Here is an 18,430-nt window from a genome sequence, read left to right as displayed (position 1 = left end):
ATCGGGGCAACCCGTGTCCTTCACAGATCGCCCATAGCTTCTGCGTGGGGTCGTGACAGCCATGACGTGCTGTCACGACGGGGGTTTGGGGATCTGGGGGGATCTGTTGCTGACGTCTGTCTTCATCACTGCCGTCTCACTGGCACTCTTCTGCATGGCTGCCTTCACCCTGTGGTGGCAGATGCACGCGTGGCGTACGCCCGAAGTGCTGGCTTCCACCCGGTTCAGCAGTCCGGACGGGGGTGAGAGCCTGTCCTTCTCGCTGCTGCTGCCCGCGCGGCACGAGCAGGCGGTGCTCGACCACACCATCCAGCGACTGCTGGAATCCGGCCACACCGACTTCGAGATCGTCGTGATCGTGGGTCACGACGATCCGGAGACCGCGGAGGTGGCCCGGAGCGCGGAGGCACGCGACCCGCGGGTGCGGGTCGTCGTCGACCACCACGAGACGAAGAACAAGCCGAAGGCCATGAACACCGCACTGCCGCACTGCCGCGGCGATGTGGTCGGGGTCTTCGACGCCGAGGACCAGGTGCATCCGGAGCTGCTGGCCCACGTCGACCACGCGTTCCGCACGACGGGCGCGGACGTCGTCCAGGGCGGGGTGCAGCTCATCAACTTCCACTCCAGCTGGTACAGCCTGCGCAACTGCCTGGAGTACTTCTTCTGGTTCCGCTCGCGCCTTCATCTGCACGCGCAGAAGGGGTTCATACCGCTCGGCGGCAACACCGTCTTCGTGCGGACGGAGGTCCTGCGGGAGGCGGGCGGATGGGACCCCGACTGCCTGGCGGAGGACTGCGACCTGGGCGTACGGCTGTCCAGCGTCGGCAAGAAGGTCGTCGTCGCGTACGACTCCGACATGGTGACCAAGGAGGAGACTCCCGGCTCGCTCGTGTCGCTGCTCAAGCAGCGGACCCGGTGGAACCAGGGCTTCCTCCAGGTCTACCGCAAGCGCGACTGGAGACAACTGCCCACCTTCGGGCAGCGGCTGCTCGCCCGCTACACGCTGATGACGCCGTACCTCCAGGCGGTCTCCGGGGTGATCATCCCGCTCAACGTGGCGGTCGCCCTCTTCCTCGACGTGCCCGTCGGGATCGCCTTCGTCACGTTCCTGCCGGCCGTGACCGCCCTGGTCACCTTCGTCTTCGAACTCGTCGGGCTGCACGACTTCGGCAAGCAGTACGGGCTTCGCGTGCGCTTCGTGCACTACCTGAAGCTCGTCGTCGGCGGCCCCTTCTACCAGGTGCTGCTGGCGGGTGCCGCCGTGCGCGCCGTCTGGCGTGAGCAACGGGGCCGCAACGACTGGGAGCTGACCAGTCACGTCGGCGCTCATCTCACCGACGCGATCCGAGAGGACGTTCCCGCGTGACCTCCACCCTTCCCGCGGCGACCACACCCACGGTCCCCGCGCAGCGGCCTCCTGCGCCCGAAATCGTCCCGATGTCCACCGCGGCACCGCGATTTCGCGGCTCGCGCGCCGATCTGATCCTGTGCGCGGTGCTGCTCGCCGCGATCCTCCTCGTGCAGGGCTGGAACATCTCCGCCTATCCGGCCCTCAGCGACGACGAGGGCACCTACCTCGCCCAGGCCTGGGCCGTCCAGCACGGCAAGGGCCTGGCCCACTACACGTACTGGTACGACCATCCGCCGCTCGGCTGGATCCAGATAGCCCTGCTGACCTGGATCCCCGCGCACATCAGCCCGTCCCTGATGACGGTGGGCTCGATGCGCTTCGCGATGCTCGTGGTCAGCGCGGTGAGCGCGGTTCTGCTGTACGTCCTCGCGCGCCGGCTGTCGCTGCCGCGGTGGGCGGCGGGGCTCGCGATGGTCCTCTTCGGGCTCTCCCCGCTCTCGGTCGTGCTCCAGCGGGAGATCTTCCTCGACAACATCGCGGTGATGTGGACGCTGCTCGCGTTCTGCCTGGCGGCCTCGCCGAGCCGTCATCTCTGGCACCACTTCGGCGCGGGCCTCGCGGCCGCCGCCGCCGTGCTGACCAAGGAGACGATGCTCGTCATCCTGCCCGCGCTGTTCGTCACGATGTGGCGGCACAGCCACCGCGACACCCGCAAGTTCGCGCTCACCGGGGCCGTCACGGCATGCGTGCTGATCGGCGCCGCGTATCCGCTCTTCGCCCTGCTCAAAGGCGAGTTGTTCCCCGGCGGAGGACATGTCTCGCTCTGGGAGGGCATCACCTACCAGATGAGCCGCCCCGGTTCCGGATTCGTCCTGGAACGCGGCACCGGCTCGTACGGGGTCCTCCATTCCTGGCTGTACTACGACCGGATCCTGCCGCTCGGCGGACTCGCGGGCGCGCTGCTGCTCCTGGTCACGTTCCGCTGGTCGGTGACGGCCCGCGCCCTGGCCGGACCCGCGCTCACCGTGGCGGTCCTCGCCGTGGTGGCGCTGCGCCCGAGCGGATACCTGCCCGCGATGTACGTGATCCAGGCGCTCCCCTTCCTCGCCCTCGTCCTCGCCGGAGGCACCGCGAGCGTGGCCCACGCCGTGCTGCGCAGATGGCGGACCGAGCAGGAGCGGACATATGTGACCTGGGGGCGGCGCGGGCTGGCCGCGGTGCTGGTGGTGGCCGCGGGCGCCTATGTCGTGCCCCGCTGGTACGACGGTGACCGCACCGCCATGACGGCCGACGCCAACGCCCCCTACCGGGCGGCCTCCTCATGGCTGAGGACCGAGGTGAAGGACCCCGGGGACACCCGGGTCCTGGTCGACGACGCGCTCTGGCTCGACCTCGTGCACGACGGCTACCGGCCGGGCCTCGGCGTCATCTGGTTCTACAAGGCCGACCTCGACCCCGCGGTCACCAAGACGATGCCGCGGGGCTGGAAGGACCTCGACTACGTGGTCGCCTCCCCGACGGTACGGCGTGACGCGCCCGACCTGCCGAACGTGAAGGCCGCGATGGAGCACTCCAGGCCTGTCGCCACGTTCGGCACGGGCCAGGACCGCGTCGAGATCCGGCGGATCGACGACAACGACACCACCACCACCGTCCGTTCTTCCGGAGGCGATCGATGAGCAGCTTCGAGAGCACCGCACCGCAGGAACTGGCCGATCCGGCCGTACGCGCCGCCGAGGTCCCGGAGCCGGGCGCCGTCACCGTCGTCGTACCGACCTTCAACGAGTCGGCGAACATACGGCAGTTGCTGCGGCAGATCACCGAGTCGGTGCCGGCCCGGCTGCCCTGCGAGGTCGTCTTCGTGGACGACTCCACCGACGACACCCCCGAGGTGATCACCGAGGCCGCGCGGGACTGTCCGTTCCCGGTGACCGTGCTGCACCGCGAGACGCCCGAGGGCGGGCTCGGCGGCGCGGTCGTGGAGGGGCTGAAGGCGGCGACCTCCCAGTGGATCGTCGTCATGGACGGGGACTGCCAGCACCCGCCTTCCCTGATACCGGAGTTGATCGCCTCGGGGGAGCGTGCGAACGCGGGCCTCGTGGTCGCGAGCCGGTACATCAAGGGCGGCAGCCGGGAAGGGCTCGCGGGCGGCTACCGGATCGCGGTGTCGCGCGGCGCGACGTGGCTGACCAAGTCGCTCTTCCCGCGCAGGCTGCGGGGCATCAGCGATCCGATGAGCGGGTTCTTCGCGATCCGGCGCAGCGCGGTGACCGCCGAGGTCCTGCGGCCGCTCGGCTACAAGATCCTGCTCGAACTCGCCGTACGCAGTCGTCCCCGCCAGGTCACCGAGGTGCCGTTCGTCTTCCAGGACCGCTTCGCGGGAGAGTCCAAGTCGAGCGCACGGGAGGGCTTCCGGTTCCTGCGCCATCTCGTCGGGCTGCGCACCGCCTCGCCGGTGGCCCGCATGGTGGTCTTCGGGCTGATCGGCGCCACCGGTTTCGTGCCGAACCTGCTCGGGCTGTACGCCCTCACGGCCGCCGGACTGCACTACGTACCGGCGGAGATCCTCGCCAACCAGCTCGGCGTGGCCTGGAACTTCCTGCTGATCGAGCATCTGCTGTTCCGGGAGCGACGCAAGCACCGCAACCGCTGGGACCGCATGGGCCGGTTCGCGCTGCTCGCCAACGCCGACCTGCTGCTGCGCATCCCGCTGATCACGCTCTTCGTCGACCGCTTCGCCATGGGCGCCCTGTCCGCCACGGCACTGGCCCTGGTGACGACGTTCGTTCTGCGCTTCGCCGGCACCGAAGCGCTGGTCTACCTGCCGCGCCGCAGCCGCGAGAGCGGGCGCGGAGGCCGTACCGCGAGGAGGACCGTGTGAGATTCCGGGTGAGACCGCGACGCAGGACGTCACTCCTGGCCGTGACAGGTCTGGCCGCCGGACTGCTGCTCGTGTCACCGCAGCCCGCGTCCGCCGCCAACCTCGTCACGAACCCGGGCTTCGAGACCGACGGCACGGACGGCATGCCGTCCTGCTGGGAGAAGTCCGGCTGGGGCGACAACGACTTCACCTTCGCGACCGTGACCGACGCCCATTCCGGTTCCAAGGCCATGAAGGTGACGCTGACCCGCCGGGTCGACGGCGACCGCAAGGCGCTGATCACCGAGTCCGCCGCGTGCGCGCCGGTGGTCACCGTGGGCAAGCAGTACGACCTCGGGCTCTACTACAGGACGACGACCCCCGACGCGGCGATCACGCTCTTCCGGCACGACACCACGGCGGGCTGGCAGTACTGGACCGACCTCAAGACCCTGGACATGGCGGGGGCCTGGACGCGGGCGACGGTGCGCACCCCGGCCGTCCCGGCGGGCACCGACCGCGTCACCTGGGGTGTCTCCGTGTACGGCACGGGCTCCGCGACCACCGACGACTACACGATGGAACAGGTCTCCGACCCCGTTCCGCCGGCCACCTGCACGGGCACGGCCGAGGAGTGCGCGAACGGGAAGTGGACGGTCCTGCCGACCCAGAACCCGGTCCGCTCCATGCACTCCGTCGTCCTCAACAACGGCAAGGTGCTGCTGATCGCGGGCTCCGGGAACAGCGAGGAGAACTTCGCCGCGGGCACCTTCACATCGGCGGTCTACAACCCGGCGACCGGCTCGTACAAGGTGATCCCCACCCCCAAGGACATGTTCTGCGCCGGGCACGTCCAGCTCGCCGACGGGCGGGTGCTGGTGATGAGCGGCAACAAGGCCTTCCCGGTCGTGGGCGGGCACGGGTACGAGGGGTACAAGGACTCGTACGTCTTCGACCCGGTCACCGAGACGTACAGCAAGACGAACGATCTCAACGACGGTCACTGGTATCCGTCGGCGACCGAGCTGGGCAACGGCGACATCATCTCGTTCGGCGGTCTGCGCGAGGACTCGTCGGGTTCGGTGACGGCCGAGCGCTGGTCGAACGCCCAGCAGCAGTGGCTGCCGCTGTGGCAGGTCAACCAGACGTGGTCGTTCTGGGGCCTGTACCCGTCGATGATCCTGATGCAGGACGGCCGGCTCTTCTACTCGGGCAGCCATGTCTTCGGCAACGGCACCCCGGGCACCGGCTCGGCGATCTACGACTACGACGCCAACACCCAGACCGCGGTCCCCGGCCTGCAGAACAAGGACGAGCGCGACCAGTCCGCGAGCGTGCTGCTGCCTCCCGCGCAGGACCAGAAGGTCCTCACCCTCGGCGGCGGCAACATCGACTCGAACCCGGCCGCGAACCGGCTCACCGACATCATCGACCTCAAGGCCGCCGACCCGGCGTACACGATGGGCCCGCCGATCCCGCAGGGCACGGTGGACCTCGGCAACGGCAAGGTCGCCCAGACCGGCAGCCAGGGCAAGATGTACGTCTCGGCGGTACTGCTGCCCGACGGGAAGGTCCTGGAGACGGGCGGCGGACTGCACAACCGCGCCGACCCGGTCTTCGAGGCGTCGCTCTTCGACCCGGCGACCTCGTCCTTCGACCCGGTGGCCGCCGACCCGGAGGCGCGCGGCTACCACTCCTCCGCGTTCCTGCTGCCCGACGGCCGCGTGATGGCCACCGGTGACAACCCGGGCAACGGCACCTGGAACCACGACGTGTCCATCTACACCCCGCCGTACCTCCTCAAGGGCACCCGCCCGACGATCACCTCGGTGATCGACAACGAGTGGGTGTACGGGGACACGCAGCGCATCACGGTCGACCGGCCCGTCGTGAAGGCGGAGTTGATCCGGCCGGCCGCCGTGACCCACTCCTCCGACCCCAACCAGCGGTTCGTGGACCTGCCGCTGAGCGTGGACGGCAACAACGTCGACCTCAACGTGACGAGCAACCCCAACCTGGCGCCGCCCGGCTGGTACATGCTCTTCGCGGTCGACGCCAACGGCGTTCCGTCGGTGGCCAGGTGGGTGCATCTGCAGGGCCCGTCGGCGCTCGCCGCGGACACCGTCTCGGCGCACGTCCACGCCTTCGCCGACTCCCCCGAGGGCACGGTCACCGAGCCGGGCAGGAAGCGGACCTCGCAGAAGGTGTCCACGACCATCTCGGGCTGCGACCGCCACTACGGCACGATCAACGTCTGTGTGCCGACCGTCTTCCCGGAGGGGGTGAGGAAGACGACGGCCTCCCGCTGCGCCTGGCTGAAGAAGAACGACTACGGGCGGCTGAGGATCAACGGCAAGGACGATCCGCTCGGACTCGACCCCAGCGGGGACGGGTTGGCCTGCGGGGCAAAGGATCTGATCAGGCGTTAGGTGTCATCCGCGGGCTCCGGGGCCTGTCCTTCAGGCCCCGAACTCCGCGAGGGCGCGCTCCACGACGGTCTCCAGCCGGTCGTGGTGCGCGCCCTTCCAGTAGGCGCGTCCGCACTCGCCGCACTGCGCGAAGACGTCGTACGACCGCTCGGTGCCGCTCTCCAGCTGGTCCGCGACCTGTTCCTTGGTGGCCTCCGCGAGCAGGCCGTTGCACGCCGTGCAGCGCGACCAGGGTTTCAGCTCGGGCGCGAACCGGCCCAGGACGTCACGGAGTTGGTCGTCGGGCTGGGTGCTGTAGACGAAGCCGCCGGCCCACAGTTCGCGGCGGTGCAGCAGCCCGCGGTCGCGGCTGAGCAGGACGCGCCGCTCGGCCGCCGAACGGGCGGCGAGCGCCGGGTCGCCGATGTCGGTGGACTCGTACGCCGTGTCGACGCCGAGCAGCCGCATCCGGCGGGCCAGGGTGCCGAGATGGACGTCCAGGAGGAAGCGCAGCGGCGCGCCGGGGACCCGCTGCGGGCGTTCGACGGCGCGGACCCGCACGGACTCGCCGGCCGCCGGGATGTGCGAGAAGGGCACCTCGCGCCCGTCCACGACCAGGGCGCCGACCTCGGTGAGCGGGACGCCCAGCGACTCGACGACATGGCCGAGGGTGGAGGAGCCGTCGGTGCCGGCGGGGGTGACCCCGCGGCGGCGGGCGTGCGGGACGAACAGCCCCAGTTCGGGGGCGAATTCGATGTGGATCTCCGGTCCGTTCACGCGGTCAGGATGTCATGCGGGGTGCGCCCCGGTCCCCCGGGTTTCGCGGCGGCAGACCGTGCTCCATGACGTTCACGGTCCGCTCGACGAGATCGGCGAGGTCGTCCCCCTGCCCGGTCTCGGCCCAGTACATGGAGGTCTCCATCAGCCCGCCGATGAGCGACATCGCGAAGACCCGGACCTCCAGGCTGTCCGGGTCCCGGCCGGAGCGCTCCCCGATGACCCGGCTCAGCAGCCGCCCGGTGACGGACATGCTCTCCATCATCCGGGAACGCACCGCGGGGACCTCGACCATCAGCCGCGTCCGGAGCCGGCTGATCTCGGGGTCCTCGGAGCTGCCGGCGCCGATGGCCTTCCTGATCACATGGCGCAAGGAATCGAACCACGGCTCGTCCGCGGGGCGTTCCCGCAGTTCCTGTTCGAGGAGCGGGTCGTACTCGTCCGTGAGGACGATGTCCTCCTTGGTCGGGAAGTAGCGGAACACCGTGGACGGGGAGACCTCGGCCGCCTCCGCGATCTGCTCGACCGTCGTCGCGTCGTACCCCTGCTCCTCGATCAGCCGGTACGTCGCCTCGCGGATCGCGATGCGGGTCTTGATCTTCTTCCGCTCGCGGAGCCCCGGCTGGGGCTCCGCGGCGGGAGCGGAACTCTGAGTGGTGGCGGCCATGGTTTCTATTGTCCGGCATCCGCCGGGGCCGGGGCCATGGCGGTGTCCTCCTCGGGCACCGGGTCGGCCTGCCGGGGGCTCGGCAGCAGCGCCGCCGCCAGCAGCGCGGTGACCAGCGCCGCGATCCCGCTGACCAGCAGGACCAGATCCATGCCGTGGAGGTACGCGGCGTTCGCGGAGGCGGCGAGGGCCGGGTCGCCGAGCCGGTCCGCGACCACATGGGCGCCGACCACCGAGCCGTCGGCGGCGTCCGCGGCGGCACGCGGCAGCGCGGACGTGTCGAGACGGTCGGCGTACGTGCTCGCCAGCAGGGAGCCGAGCAGGGCGATACCGATCGCGCTGCCCACCTGGCGCACCGTCATCAGCAGCCCGGAGCCGCTGCCGGCCCGGTCGCGGGGCAGTTCGCCGAGGGCGGCGGACATGGCGGGCACCACGGCGAAACCGAAGCCGAGCCCGGCGACGGACAGCCACAGTGCCGTGGCGCCGTACCCGTCGTCGACGGTCGTACGGCTGCCGAGGAACGCGGCGAAGGCGAGGACGACGAGACCCGCGCTGATCACCGAGCGCGCCCCGAAGCGGGCGACCAGCGGCTGCGCGCCCCGGGAGGCGACCAGCAGTCCGCCCATCATCGGCAGCATCCGGACCCCGGTCGCCAGCGCGTCGTGTCCGAGCACCGCCTGGAGGTACTGCGGCAGTACGAACATCAGGCCGGACAGGACGAACATGACGAGTGTCGCGGCGAGGGCGTTGAGCAGGAAGCCGCGCTGGGCGAGCAGGGAGAGATCGAGCATCGGCCGGGGGCTGCGGCGTTCGCGGACGACGAGCAGGGCGATCAGGACGGCGGCCGCGGCGAAGCAGCCGAGGACGAGCGGGTCGCCCCAGCCGCGGGTCGGGGCCTCGATGATGGCGTAGATCAGGACGCTGAGGCCGACCGCGGTGAGCGCGGTGGAGAGCGCGTCGACCTTGGGCGATGCCGGGTCCCTGGTCTCGGGGAGCAGGAAGGCGCAGGCGGTGATCCCGATGGCCGCCATCGGCACGTTGACCAGGAAGACCGAGCCCCACCAGAAGTGGTTCAGCAGCCAGCCGCCGATGATCGGGCCGAGCGGCAGACCGAGCGCCGAGGCGGCGGAGACGGCCCCGACCGCCTTCGTGCGCTCGTCGGGTCCGAACAGCGAGGGCAGGACGGCGAGCGCGAGCGGCATCACCAGCGCGCCGCCGACACCCATCAGGGCGCGGGCGACGATCACCCAGGTGACGTCGTCGACGAGGGAGCCGGCCAGCGAGCCGGCGAGGAAGACGGCGAGGCCGGTGATGAGCATCCGGCGCCGCCCGAAGCGGTCGCCGAGCAGGCCCGCCGGGAGCATCAGCGAGGCGAAGACGACGACGTACGCGTCCGCCATCCACTGCTGCTCCCCGGTGGACGCGCCGAGGTCCCGGGCCATCGTCGGCAGTGCCACGTTGAGGATCGTCATGTCGAAGCCGAGCACGAGCATGCTCGCGACCAGGGCCCCGAGGGCCCACCAGCGGCGGGGGTCGCGCCGAACGGCGCTGTCTTGCGTGAGAGTCGCCATGAAATGAGAGTAACTCTCAAAAGATGGTTGATGTCAATCCAGTGCGACTTTCAGTTGGTGGTGGGTGTCGTCATGGGCGGAGGTGCCCGGTGGCCGGAAAACGCGCAGTGGCCGCGGCTGGGGAGCCGCGGCCACTGAAGAGAAGGGGGAGTCGGGGGATCAGCCGTGCTGGTAGGCCACCAGGGAGATGCCGACGTAGTGCACGATGAACGCCGCGAGGGTCAGGGAGTGGAAGACCTCGTGGAATCCGAACCAGCGCGGTGACGGGTTGGGCTTCTTGATGCCGTAGATCACTCCGCCGGCGCTGTAGAGCAGCCCGCCGACGATCACCAGGACGAGGACGGCGATGCCGCCCGTGCGCATGAAGTCGGGCAGGAAGAACACGGCCGCCCAGCCCATCGCGATGTAGCAGGGCGTGTAGAGCCAGCGCGGGGCGCCGACCCAGAACACCCGGAAGACGATGCCCGCCGCCGCGGCGGCCCAGATGCTCCACAGGAGCCACTGACCCTTGGCCTCCGGCAGCAGCAGCATGGTCAGCGGTGTGTAGGTGCCCGCGATGATCAGGAAGATGTTCGCGTGGTCGAGTCTGCGCAGGACGCCGTCCATGCGCGGACTCCAGTCGCCGCGGTGGTAGAGGGCGCTCACGCCGAACAGCAGGCAGGCGGTCAGGGCGAAGATCCCGCAGGCGATGCGTCCACGGGGGGAGTCCGCCAGGGCGGTGAGGACCAGTCCGGAGACGAGGGCGGCCGGAAACATGCCGAGGTGCAGCCAGCCGCGGAGCTTGGGCTTGATCTCTTCCGACAGGGAGTGCGCGACAGACGTCTGGCCGGCGGCCGGCGAGTCCGTGGGCGCGTCGGGGACGGACGCAGTCATGCGCCGAATCGTACCTACGGAACCGTAAGTTACGCGTCAGTCCCACGTAAGCGAGTCGCAATAGTGGCCATGATCTCACGGCGTCGACGGGATTCGCGGGGTACTCGCGGTGAACCCCGAGTGAGCGGGCGGAAACCCCCCTGGAAGTGGCGATGCTCACGCCGCTCAGGTGTGAGGCCCTCTGGACATATGCGCGGCCCGGTCGGATCATCAAATGAGTGCGGTCGGCACCGGATGAGCGCCAGGGGTTCCATCACCGTGAAGCATCCGGGTCGCAGCCCCCACGGGGCACCAAAACAAAACCCTTCATTTAGGAGCAATCGTGGCGCGCGACATCGCGGCTCCCGTCCCGACCAACCACAAGGAACTGATCTCGTGGGTCAACGAGATCGCCGAACTGACCGAGCCGGACAGTGTGGTCTGGTGTGACGGATCCGAGGCCGAGTACGAGCGACTGAGCGAGGAGCTCGTCCGCAAGGGCACCTTCAAGAAGCTCGACCCGATCAAGCGCCCCAACTCGTACTACGCCGCTTCCGACCCGACCGATGTCGCGCGGGTCGAGGACCGGACGTTCATCTGCTCCGAGAAGGAAGAGGACGCGGGCCCGACCAACCACTGGAAGGCCCCCGCCGAGATGCGGGAGATCTTCCAGGGCGAGGGCGGCCAGGGCGGCGTCTTCCGCGGCTCGATGCGCGGCCGCACGATGTACGTGGTCCCGTTCTGCATGGGCCCGCTCGGCTCGGACCTCTCCGCGATCGGCGTCGAGATCACCGACTCCGCCTACGTCGCCGTGTCCATGCGCACCATGACCCGTATGGGACAGCCCGTCCTGGACGAACTCGGTACCGACGGGTTCTTCGTGCGTGCCGTGCACACGCTCGGAGCGCCGCTGGCCGAGGGCGAGGCGGACGTGCCGTGGCCCTGCAACTCCACGAAGTACATCTCGCACTTCCCCGAGACCCGCGAGATCTGGTCGTACGGCTCCGGCTACGGCGGCAACGCGCTCCTCGGCAAGAAGTGCTACGCCCTGCGCATAGCGTCCGTGATGGCGCGCGACGAGGGCTGGCTCGCCGAGCACATGCTGATCCTCAAGCTGACGCCGCCGCAGGGCGAGTCGAAGTACGTCGCCGCCGCGTTCCCGAGCGCCTGCGGCAAGACCAACCTCGCCATGCTGGAGCCCACGATCTCCGGCTGGACGGTCGAGACCATCGGTGACGACATCGCCTGGATGCGGTTCGGCGAGGACGGCCGCCTCTACGCGATCAACCCCGAGGCCGGCTTCTTCGGTGTCGCGCCCGGCACCGGTGAGCACACCAACGCCAACGCGATGAAGACGCTGTGGGGCAACTCCGTCTTCACCAACGTCGCGCTCACCGACGACAACGACATCTGGTGGGAGGGCATGACGGAGGAGACTCCGGCACACCTGACCGACTGGAAGGGCAACGACTGGACCCCGGAGTCCGGCACGCCCGCCGCGCACCCCAACGCCCGCTTCACCACGCCCGCCTCGCAGTGCCCGATCATCGCGCCCGAGTGGGAGGACCCCAAGGGCGTGCCGATCTCGGCGATCCTCTTCGGTGGCCGCCGCGCCACGGCCGTCCCGCTGGTGACGGAGTCCTTCGACTGGAACCACGGTGTCTTCCTCGGCGCGAACGTCGCCTCCGAGAAGACCGCCGCGGCCGAGGGCAAGGTCGGCGAGCTGCGCCGCGACCCCTTCGCCATGCTGCCGTTCTGCGGCTACAACATGGGCGACTACATGGGTCACTGGGTCGACGTCGCCAAGGACAAGGACCAGGCGAAGCTCCCGAAGATCTACTACGTGAACTGGTTCCGCAAGAACGACGCGGGCAAGTTCGTGTGGCCCGGCTTCGGCGAGAACAGCCGTGTCCTGAAGTGGATCGTCGAGCGCCTCGACGGCAAGGCCGAGGGCGTCGAGACCCCGATCGGCGTCCTGCCGACCCGCCAGGCCCTCGACACCGACGGTCTGGAACTGGCCGAGTCCGACCTCGACTTCCTGCTCACGGTCGACAAGGAGGTCTGGCGCGAGGAGGCCGCCCTGGTCCCCGAGCACCTCAACACCTTCGGCGAGCACACGCCGACGGAGCTGTGGGACGAGTACCGCGCCCTGGTGCAGCGCCTGGGCTGACGCCCCCCGTGACTCCGCGGCCGACCCGAGTTGCCCTGACCTGCGACCGTTGCGGCGGTCGGCCGCGGTGACCGCACCAGCCGGGGTTCCGCGCACATTCGCGCGGGACCCCGGCTTTTTCGTCCCCCGTGTCCCGCCCGTGCCGGAACGGCTGAAAAAGCGCGGATTTCGAGGGACACTCCTGACATCCTGCACTGGACCCCGAAATGAGGTGGGCGGGGTGCGTACGCCTGTCAGCGACCCCATGAAGATCGGTCCGTACCGCATCGTGGGCCGGCTCGGCTCCGGTGGCATGGGATGGGTGTATCTCGGCCGTTCGCCCGCCGGGCGCGAGGTCGCGGTCAAGGTGGTGCGGCCCGAACTGGCCGCGGAGCGCGAGTTCCGGGAGCGCTTCGCGCGCGAGGTCGCCGCGGCACGCGTGGTCAGCGGCGCCTACACCGCGGCCGTGGTCGACGCCGACACCGAGGCCGAACTGCCCTGGCTGGCCACGCTGTACGTGCCCGGTCCCTCGCTCGCCGAGGCGGTCCGGACCGACGGCCCCCTGCCCGAGCCGCAGGCACGACGGCTCGGCGCGGGCCTGGTCGAGGCCCTCCAGGCCATCCACGCCGCGCGCGTGGTGCACCGGGACCTCAAACCGGCCAACGTGCTCCTCGCCTCGGACGGACCTCGCGTCATCGACTTCGGGATCTCCCGTGTGGACGGCGCCCCCGGCCTCACCCAGGTCGGCGTCGTCGTCGGCACCCCGCCCTTCATGTCGCCCGAGCAGATCAAGGGCGCCCCGGTGGGCCCGCGGAGCGATGTCTTCTCCCTCGGCGGGGTCCTGGTGTACGCGCTCACCGGGCGGCCGCCGCACGGCAGCGGAGAGGCCGTGCGCCGCCGCGTCGTCCTCGCCGAACCCGAACTCGACGGCATCGTGGGGCCGCTGCGGGATCTGGTCGCACGCTGTCTGGCCAAGAATCCCGAGGACCGGCCCCGACTGGACCTGCTCCTGGCCGGGTTGCTGGAGCAGGAGCCCCGGCAGGCGGAGTGGCCACCGCCCACGGTCGCCCTCAGCATCAAGGTGCGCACCCAGGACCTGATCAAGCGCCGCAAGGAGAGCACCAGCGTGTCCGTACCCTCCTGTCTGCTGTCGCACGCCCAGGCGCTGCTCGACGCCGGGCTGACCGACGCGATGGTCGCCGAGGCGGTGGTCCGTGGCGACGCCTGACTCCTTTCCCGGCCGCGGCCGGGAGATCCTGGAAATCGGAACGCACTGGCGGCAGTTGGTGCAGACCTGGGTGGCCAGGCGGAATTTCCACACGGTGACCGACACCGTTTCCGTCTCCATGCGATTCGACCTGGAGGAAACGGGCCGGACGGTCACCGTCCGATTCATGACGACCAAGCGGCTGCTGGTCGCTTTCGCGACCGACGGTCATTTCCTGCGCAAGGACCAACTGGCCCTCGCCGCCGCCGCGTCGAACGCGTGGAACACCGAACAGCTCCACCCCATGCTGTCCGTATGGGACGTACGGGGACCGCGCCCCTGTCTCGCGGGAGTGTGCGATCTTCCCCTGACCTGTCGAATGACGCAAACAGATTTCGATGCTTTGGCCAGTGATTGGGTGGAGCGGGCGAGACAAATGTTCACCCGATGCCATCAGGTGTTCGAGTTGTAGAAGTGATGTCCGCCGCGTTTCTCAAACCCTTCCGGACACCCTCCGGTTTCCGCCACTATGGGCAAGTGCCTTTCAGGGCCACGGGGGTGTTTTCTTAGGGCCATGGGGGGTCTTTTCATGCGGCGTCGGATTTCCCTCGTCATGATGTCCGGACTCCTGGCCGCGTTCGTTCCGGCGGTGCCCGCCGCGGCCGGCGAGCCGTGCGGCGGCACCTTCGACCGGCACCTCGGCTGCTGGGCCGACTGGATCGACGAGGGAACGGTTCGCGTCACCCTCGACCGGACCCTGCCGTTCGACGGCGGCGCCGACCGCCGTGGGCCCTTCGAGCAGACCCTGTCGGCCCACAGCGCGAGGCTCCTGGTCGAGGTGCCCTCGCGCGTCCACACCGGGCAGGGCGGAACGGCACTTCTCGTGCTGGCGGACCGCAAGGGCAGGCTCGTCGCGGACGACGCCGTCATCGACCCGCTGAAGCCCGAGACCGTGGCCGAGCTGGCCGCACACGGAGCCTGCCACCCCAAGGAGACGGGGGACCTGTGCGCCCGGCTCGGCAAGGGCGACTCGCTGACCGGGGCCGACCTGGTCCGCCTGGGCCTGGCCGCCGACCTCTCCCGCACGGACACCGTCAGCGGCTCCGGGGCCGGTTCGTCCGCGACCTCCACGGGTGAGACCGCCGCCGGCAAACAGGAGCAGGGGCAGGGGCAGAACCAGGAGCAGGCGACCGGGAACGGCGGCAACACCGGCCCGGACCCCGGCACCGCCCCCGACCCGGGCGACGACGCCGGCTGGGACACCGCCACCGCGGTGCTCACCGTCCTGTGCGCCGTCCTCGTCCTCCTGCTCGGTGCACTGCTCTTCCTGATCCGCCGCTCCGCCCGGTCCGTCGCCGTCGGCACCCTGTCCAGGCGCTCGCTCGCCGCACAGGGCGTCGGCGCCGTACCGGCCGCCGCGACGCCCCGTCCCCGTACCCGCCCCCGCGCCCAGATGCCCGACGAGGCCACCACCCGGACCCGTACGCAGATGCCCGACGAGGCCACCACCCGCATCCGGGCCATGCCCGCGCCCCGCAGCCACGGACGGCGCGTCGGCAACGTACCGGGCCCCGCCCGGCCCGCCGTCGTACGCACCGAACTGCACCCGCAGGGATATGTCGAAGTGGAGCACGTGCTGTACCGGGCGGTGTGGGCCGAACCCGGCCGGCCGCCGCCCGCGCCCGGCGGACTCGTCGATGTCACCGAGGCGGGGGAGCGGGACTCCGACGTCCTCTACGCGTTCCCGCCCACAGCCGGACGGCACGCCAAAGCCACCAGGCCCTGAGACCAGGAGAGATCCCCATGCACAGCGACTACCCGCCCACGCTGCCGGCGGAGTACGCCGACATCGAGTTCGAGAACAACGCGCAGCGGCTGCCGCTCGTCCTGTGCCTCGACATCTCCAGCTCCATGGCGGGTCAGCCCATCCAGACGCTCAACAACGCGCTCGCCGAGTGGACCCGGGAACTGCACGACGACGTCAGCCTCAGCTACAGCGTCGAGGTCGCCGTGGTCACCTTCGGCGGTCCCGGCGTCACCGCCTGGCGCGGACCGCAGCTCCTGCCCCCGCACGCGCCGGTGAGCCCCTTCGTGCCGGCGCACATGTTCCACCCGCCGCAGCTCGCCGCCGCCGGGGTCACCCTGATGACCGAGGCCCTCGAACTGTCGATGAACATCATCGCCGCCCGCAAGGCCGAGCTGCGCGCCTCCGGACTCCAGTACTACCGGCCGCAGATCTGTCTCGTCACCGACGGACTGCCCACCGACGCCACGGGGCATCTCACCGATTCCTGGCACCGGTTGATCCCGGTCCTCGCCGACGAGCAGCAGGCCCGCCGCTTCCGGCTGTACGCCATCGGCGTCGGCGGCATCACGGACCGGGGCGAGCAGGTGCTCCGGTCCTTCGCGCCGAAGTTCAACGCCCGGCTCCAGGGATTCCCGTTCCGCGAGCTGCTCCAGATGATGTCCGCGAGCGCCAACGCCGAGCAGAAGGGCGCGGGTGACGAGGTCTTCGAGAAGATCTTCAGCCAGTTCAAGACGCAGCGCCCGGCCTGGGAATCGTGACCGATGACCCGATGGGAATCCTGACTGATGACCGCAGCCGACGAGAGGGACACTCCGTGGCGGATCCACGGAATGAGCGTCGAGGGATACCGGCACCGCCGTCAGGGGCAGCCCTGCCAGGACGCCTGCGCGCACACGGTGAAGGCGTCCGTGGCGGTCCTCGCCGTCGCCGACGGCGCGGGCAGCCGGCCGCGTTCGGAGGAGGGCGCCCGGCTCGCGGTCGACCTGGCCACCGAGCACTTCGCGCGCCGGGCCGCCAGTGCGGCGGACCGGCGTCCCGGCAAGGCGGTGCGCGAGCTTCTGCGGGACGCCTTCCACGACGTCTCCAAGGTGTTCCTGGACCGCACGGGCGCCGACGCGGCGGACTTCGCGACCACGCTCACCGTGGTCGTGCTCGCGCCCGGCTGGCTCGGTCATCTGTCCGTGGGGGACGGCTTCGTCGTCCTGCGGGCCGGTACGGAGGACGGTGAGCGGCAGTTCCACCTGCTGCCGCAGCCGGCCGCGGCCAGCGAGTACAGCAACGAGACGGTCTTCCTCACCTCGCCGGACGCGGCCCGCTGGGTGCACACCGACTGCGTGTCCGACAACGGGATCGACGGGGTGCTGCTGTCCACCGACGGACTGGCGCAGGCCGCGCTCAACCGGTCCACGGGCGGCGCGCTGTCCCCCAACACGTCCTTCGCCGAGGCCGTGTTCCGCTCGCTCGACACCCCCGGTCCGGTGACCGCGAGCGCCCACGAGGGCCTGGGGACCCTGCTCCGCTCGGACCGGCTCACCGCCCTCAACGCCGACGACAAGACCCTCCTGCGGGCCGTGCTCAAGGCGCGGCCATGAGCGGCCGCACCGTGTTCCTGGACGACAAGCCGGTCACCCTCGCCGAGCTGCCCCTGAAGGGCGGCGGTCAGGCGGCCGTCTTCCCGGTCGTCGGCGACGACGGCATCGTCGTCAAGCTGTACCGCGAGACGCCGGGCCCCAAGGAGGAACAGCGGCTGAAGCGGATGCTGACCATGTCCCCGCTCGTGACCCGTCCCACCGACGCCTCCCAGCCGCCCGAACTGGCCTGGCCGACCGCCCTCGCCCGCGGCCCGCAGGGCGAGTTCCTCGGCTACGCCATGCGCCGCTTCGGCGAGCCCCAGCACGTCCAGCTCATCGGCCTGTTCACCCGCGCCCAGCGCCTCAAGCTGTTCGCCGACCGGGCCGACTGGCGCTTCCTGCTCGGCGTCGCCTGGAACCTCGCCTTCATGACCGCGCGCATGCACTACGACAATCTCGTCATCGGCGACTTCTCCAGCAGCAATGTCGTCGTCGACGCCAACGGCTTCGTCACCTTCCTCGACTGCGACTCCATCGCCTTCAGCGACCCGGTGACCGGGGAACTGTTCCCGTGTCTGATGCACACCACCGACTACTCGTCCCCCGAGCGGCAGGCAGGCGGCCCCGCCACCCGCGCCACCGACGAGTTCGCCCTCGCGGTCCTCGTCTACCAGCTCCTGACGGCCGGGAACCACCCCTTCGGCGGCGTCCCGCACGACAGCGCGTCCGAGTCGACGGTCAAGGACAACATCGCCGCCAGCATCTCCTACGTCGTGCGCCCCGAACGGGTCGTCATCCCGCGCGGCACCATCGACCCCTCCGTGCTCCCGCCCGAACTGCTCGCGCTGGCCCGCACCGCCTTCGGCCCCGGTGTGCACGACCCCGCCACGCGGCCCCCTGCGGAGGCGTGGCTGCGCGCCCTGGACAAGGAGCGCGCGCTGGTACGGGTCTGCCCGACCCGCCCGCTGCACGCGTTCGGCTCGCATCTGACCTCGTGCCCCTGGTGCACCCGGGCGGCGCTCACCGGGCACGACGTGTTCAACGTCCCGGTGGCGGTCCCGGGGCCCGGCGTGCCGCAGCCGCCGCCGCCCGTTCCGACGCCGGGCGAGCCGTGGCCCACGGGGCTGAAGGTGGCGCTGCTGATCCTGGCGATCGTGATCCTGGTGGTGATCGTGGCGAACGCCTGAGCCGCTTGAGCCGCCGGAGC

15 protein-coding genes are annotated in these 18,430 nt (G+C 70.3%); 11 read left to right on the top strand and 4 right to left on the bottom strand.

Translation table 11 applies throughout. The annotated features are described in order from the left end of the window. Positions 1–106: 106 nt before the first annotated feature. From OG780_RS16075 to OG780_RS16060, 4 genes are all read left to right on the top strand, one after another. Positions 107–1,369: a glycosyltransferase gene (locus OG780_RS16075; RefSeq protein ID WP_326785811.1), complete on the top strand. Its 1,263-nt coding sequence runs from the start codon at positions 107–109 to the stop codon at positions 1,367–1,369. Beyond that, the gene (locus OG780_RS16070; protein ID WP_328448800.1) at positions 1,366–3,033 is read left to right on the top strand and encodes an ArnT family glycosyltransferase; all 1,668 of its coding nucleotides are present in this window, start codon (positions 1,366–1,368) and stop codon (positions 3,031–3,033) included. Before OG780_RS16075 ends, OG780_RS16070 begins: the two co-directional genes overlap by 4 nt. Beyond that, positions 3,030–4,235 (top strand): glycosyltransferase family 2 protein, encoded by a 1,206-nt coding sequence (locus OG780_RS16065; RefSeq protein ID WP_328448798.1) that lies wholly within the window; start codon positions 3,030–3,032, stop codon positions 4,233–4,235. Before OG780_RS16070 ends, OG780_RS16065 begins: the two co-directional genes overlap by 4 nt. 143 nt (positions 4,236–4,378) lie before the next feature. Further along, positions 4,379–6,643 (top strand): galactose oxidase early set domain-containing protein, encoded by a 2,265-nt coding sequence (locus OG780_RS16060; protein WP_328458160.1) that lies wholly within the window; start codon positions 4,379–4,381, stop codon positions 6,641–6,643. Between the two features lie 30 nt (positions 6,644–6,673). Here OG780_RS16060 and OG780_RS16055 read toward each other — a convergent pair whose 3' ends face one another. The 4 genes from OG780_RS16055 to trhA all read right to left on the bottom strand — a co-directional run bounded on the left by OG780_RS16055 (position 6,674) and on the right by trhA (position 10,510). After that, positions 6,674–7,399 (bottom strand): Mut7-C RNAse domain-containing protein, encoded by a 726-nt coding sequence (locus OG780_RS16055; RefSeq protein ID WP_328448796.1) that lies wholly within the window; start codon positions 7,397–7,399, stop codon positions 6,674–6,676. A 4-nt stretch (positions 7,400–7,403) separates the two neighbouring features. Beyond that, positions 7,404–8,066, bottom strand: coding sequence for a TetR/AcrR family transcriptional regulator (locus tag OG780_RS16050; protein WP_328448794.1), 663 nt, complete (start codon positions 8,064–8,066; stop codon positions 7,404–7,406). A gap of 5 nt (positions 8,067–8,071) precedes the next feature. Further along, the gene (locus OG780_RS16045; RefSeq protein ID WP_328448792.1) at positions 8,072–9,637 is read right to left on the bottom strand and encodes an MFS transporter; all 1,566 of its coding nucleotides are present in this window, start codon (positions 9,635–9,637) and stop codon (positions 8,072–8,074) included. A 159-nt stretch (positions 9,638–9,796) separates the two neighbouring features. Continuing rightward, positions 9,797–10,510 (bottom strand): PAQR family membrane homeostasis protein TrhA, encoded by a 714-nt coding sequence (trhA, locus tag OG780_RS16040; protein ID WP_328448790.1) that lies wholly within the window; start codon positions 10,508–10,510, stop codon positions 9,797–9,799. 322 nt (positions 10,511–10,832) lie between these two features. On the opposite strand from trhA, the gene OG780_RS16035 reads away from it, so the two are divergent. From OG780_RS16035 to OG780_RS16005, 7 genes are all read left to right on the top strand, one after another. After that, the gene (locus tag OG780_RS16035) at positions 10,833–12,659 is read left to right on the top strand and encodes a phosphoenolpyruvate carboxykinase (GTP) (protein ID WP_328448788.1); all 1,827 of its coding nucleotides are present in this window, start codon (positions 10,833–10,835) and stop codon (positions 12,657–12,659) included. 220 nt (positions 12,660–12,879) lie between these two features. Next, positions 12,880–13,866, top strand: a complete 987-nt coding sequence (locus OG780_RS16030) for a serine/threonine-protein kinase (RefSeq protein WP_328448786.1) — start codon at positions 12,880–12,882, stop codon at positions 13,864–13,866. Next, positions 13,853–14,317, top strand: a complete 465-nt coding sequence (locus OG780_RS16025) for a hypothetical protein (RefSeq protein ID WP_328448784.1) — start codon at positions 13,853–13,855, stop codon at positions 14,315–14,317. The genes OG780_RS16030 and OG780_RS16025 overlap by 14 nt, the downstream gene beginning before the upstream one ends. A gap of 117 nt (positions 14,318–14,434) precedes the next feature. Further along, complete coding sequence (locus OG780_RS16020) at positions 14,435–15,631, top strand: hypothetical protein (protein ID WP_328448782.1); 1,197 nt, start codon at positions 14,435–14,437, stop codon at positions 15,629–15,631. Between the two features lie 17 nt (positions 15,632–15,648). Continuing rightward, positions 15,649–16,410 (top strand): vWA domain-containing protein, encoded by a 762-nt coding sequence (locus tag OG780_RS16015; protein ID WP_328448780.1) that lies wholly within the window; start codon positions 15,649–15,651, stop codon positions 16,408–16,410. A 27-nt stretch (positions 16,411–16,437) separates the two neighbouring features. Further along, the gene (locus OG780_RS16010) at positions 16,438–17,244 is read left to right on the top strand and encodes a PP2C family serine/threonine-protein phosphatase (protein ID WP_328448778.1); all 807 of its coding nucleotides are present in this window, start codon (positions 16,438–16,440) and stop codon (positions 17,242–17,244) included. Further along, positions 17,241–18,410, top strand: coding sequence for a hypothetical protein (locus tag OG780_RS16005; protein ID WP_328448776.1), 1,170 nt, complete (start codon positions 17,241–17,243; stop codon positions 18,408–18,410). Before OG780_RS16010 ends, OG780_RS16005 begins: the two co-directional genes overlap by 4 nt. Positions 18,411–18,430: the final 20 nt, after the last annotated feature.

Origin of the sequence: Streptomyces sp. NBC_00386, from assembly GCF_036063235.1 — a bacterium.
Lineage (GTDB): Bacteria > Actinomycetota > Actinomycetes > Streptomycetales > Streptomycetaceae > Streptomyces.
This window is presented reverse-complemented; position numbering and strand designations above follow the sequence as displayed.

What these genes read in the sequence shown, in the direction of transcription:
- OG780_RS16005 (WP_328448776.1), top strand. Translation starts at nt 17,241, where the DNA reads ATGAGCGGCCGCACCGTGTTCCTGGACGACAAGCCGGTCACCCTCGCC.
- OG780_RS16010 (WP_328448778.1), top strand. Translation starts at nt 16,438, where the DNA reads ATGACCGCAGCCGACGAGAGGGACACTCCGTGGCGGATCCACGGAATG.
- OG780_RS16015 (WP_328448780.1), top strand. Translation starts at nt 15,649, where the DNA reads ATGCACAGCGACTACCCGCCCACGCTGCCGGCGGAGTACGCCGACATC.
- OG780_RS16060 (WP_328458160.1), top strand. Translation starts at nt 4,379, where the DNA reads ATGCCGTCCTGCTGGGAGAAGTCCGGCTGGGGCGACAACGACTTCACC.
- OG780_RS16065 (WP_328448798.1), top strand. Translation starts at nt 3,030, where the DNA reads ATGAGCAGCTTCGAGAGCACCGCACCGCAGGAACTGGCCGATCCGGCC.
- OG780_RS16050 (WP_328448794.1), bottom strand. Translation starts at nt 8,066, where the DNA reads ATGGCCGCCACCACTCAGAGTTCCGCTCCCGCCGCGGAGCCCCAGCCG.
- trhA (WP_328448790.1), bottom strand. Translation starts at nt 10,510, where the DNA reads ATGACTGCGTCCGTCCCCGACGCGCCCACGGACTCGCCGGCCGCCGGC.
- OG780_RS16045 (WP_328448792.1), bottom strand. Translation starts at nt 9,637, where the DNA reads ATGGCGACTCTCACGCAAGACAGCGCCGTTCGGCGCGACCCCCGCCGC.
- OG780_RS16020 (WP_328448782.1), top strand. Translation starts at nt 14,435, where the DNA reads ATGCGGCGTCGGATTTCCCTCGTCATGATGTCCGGACTCCTGGCCGCG.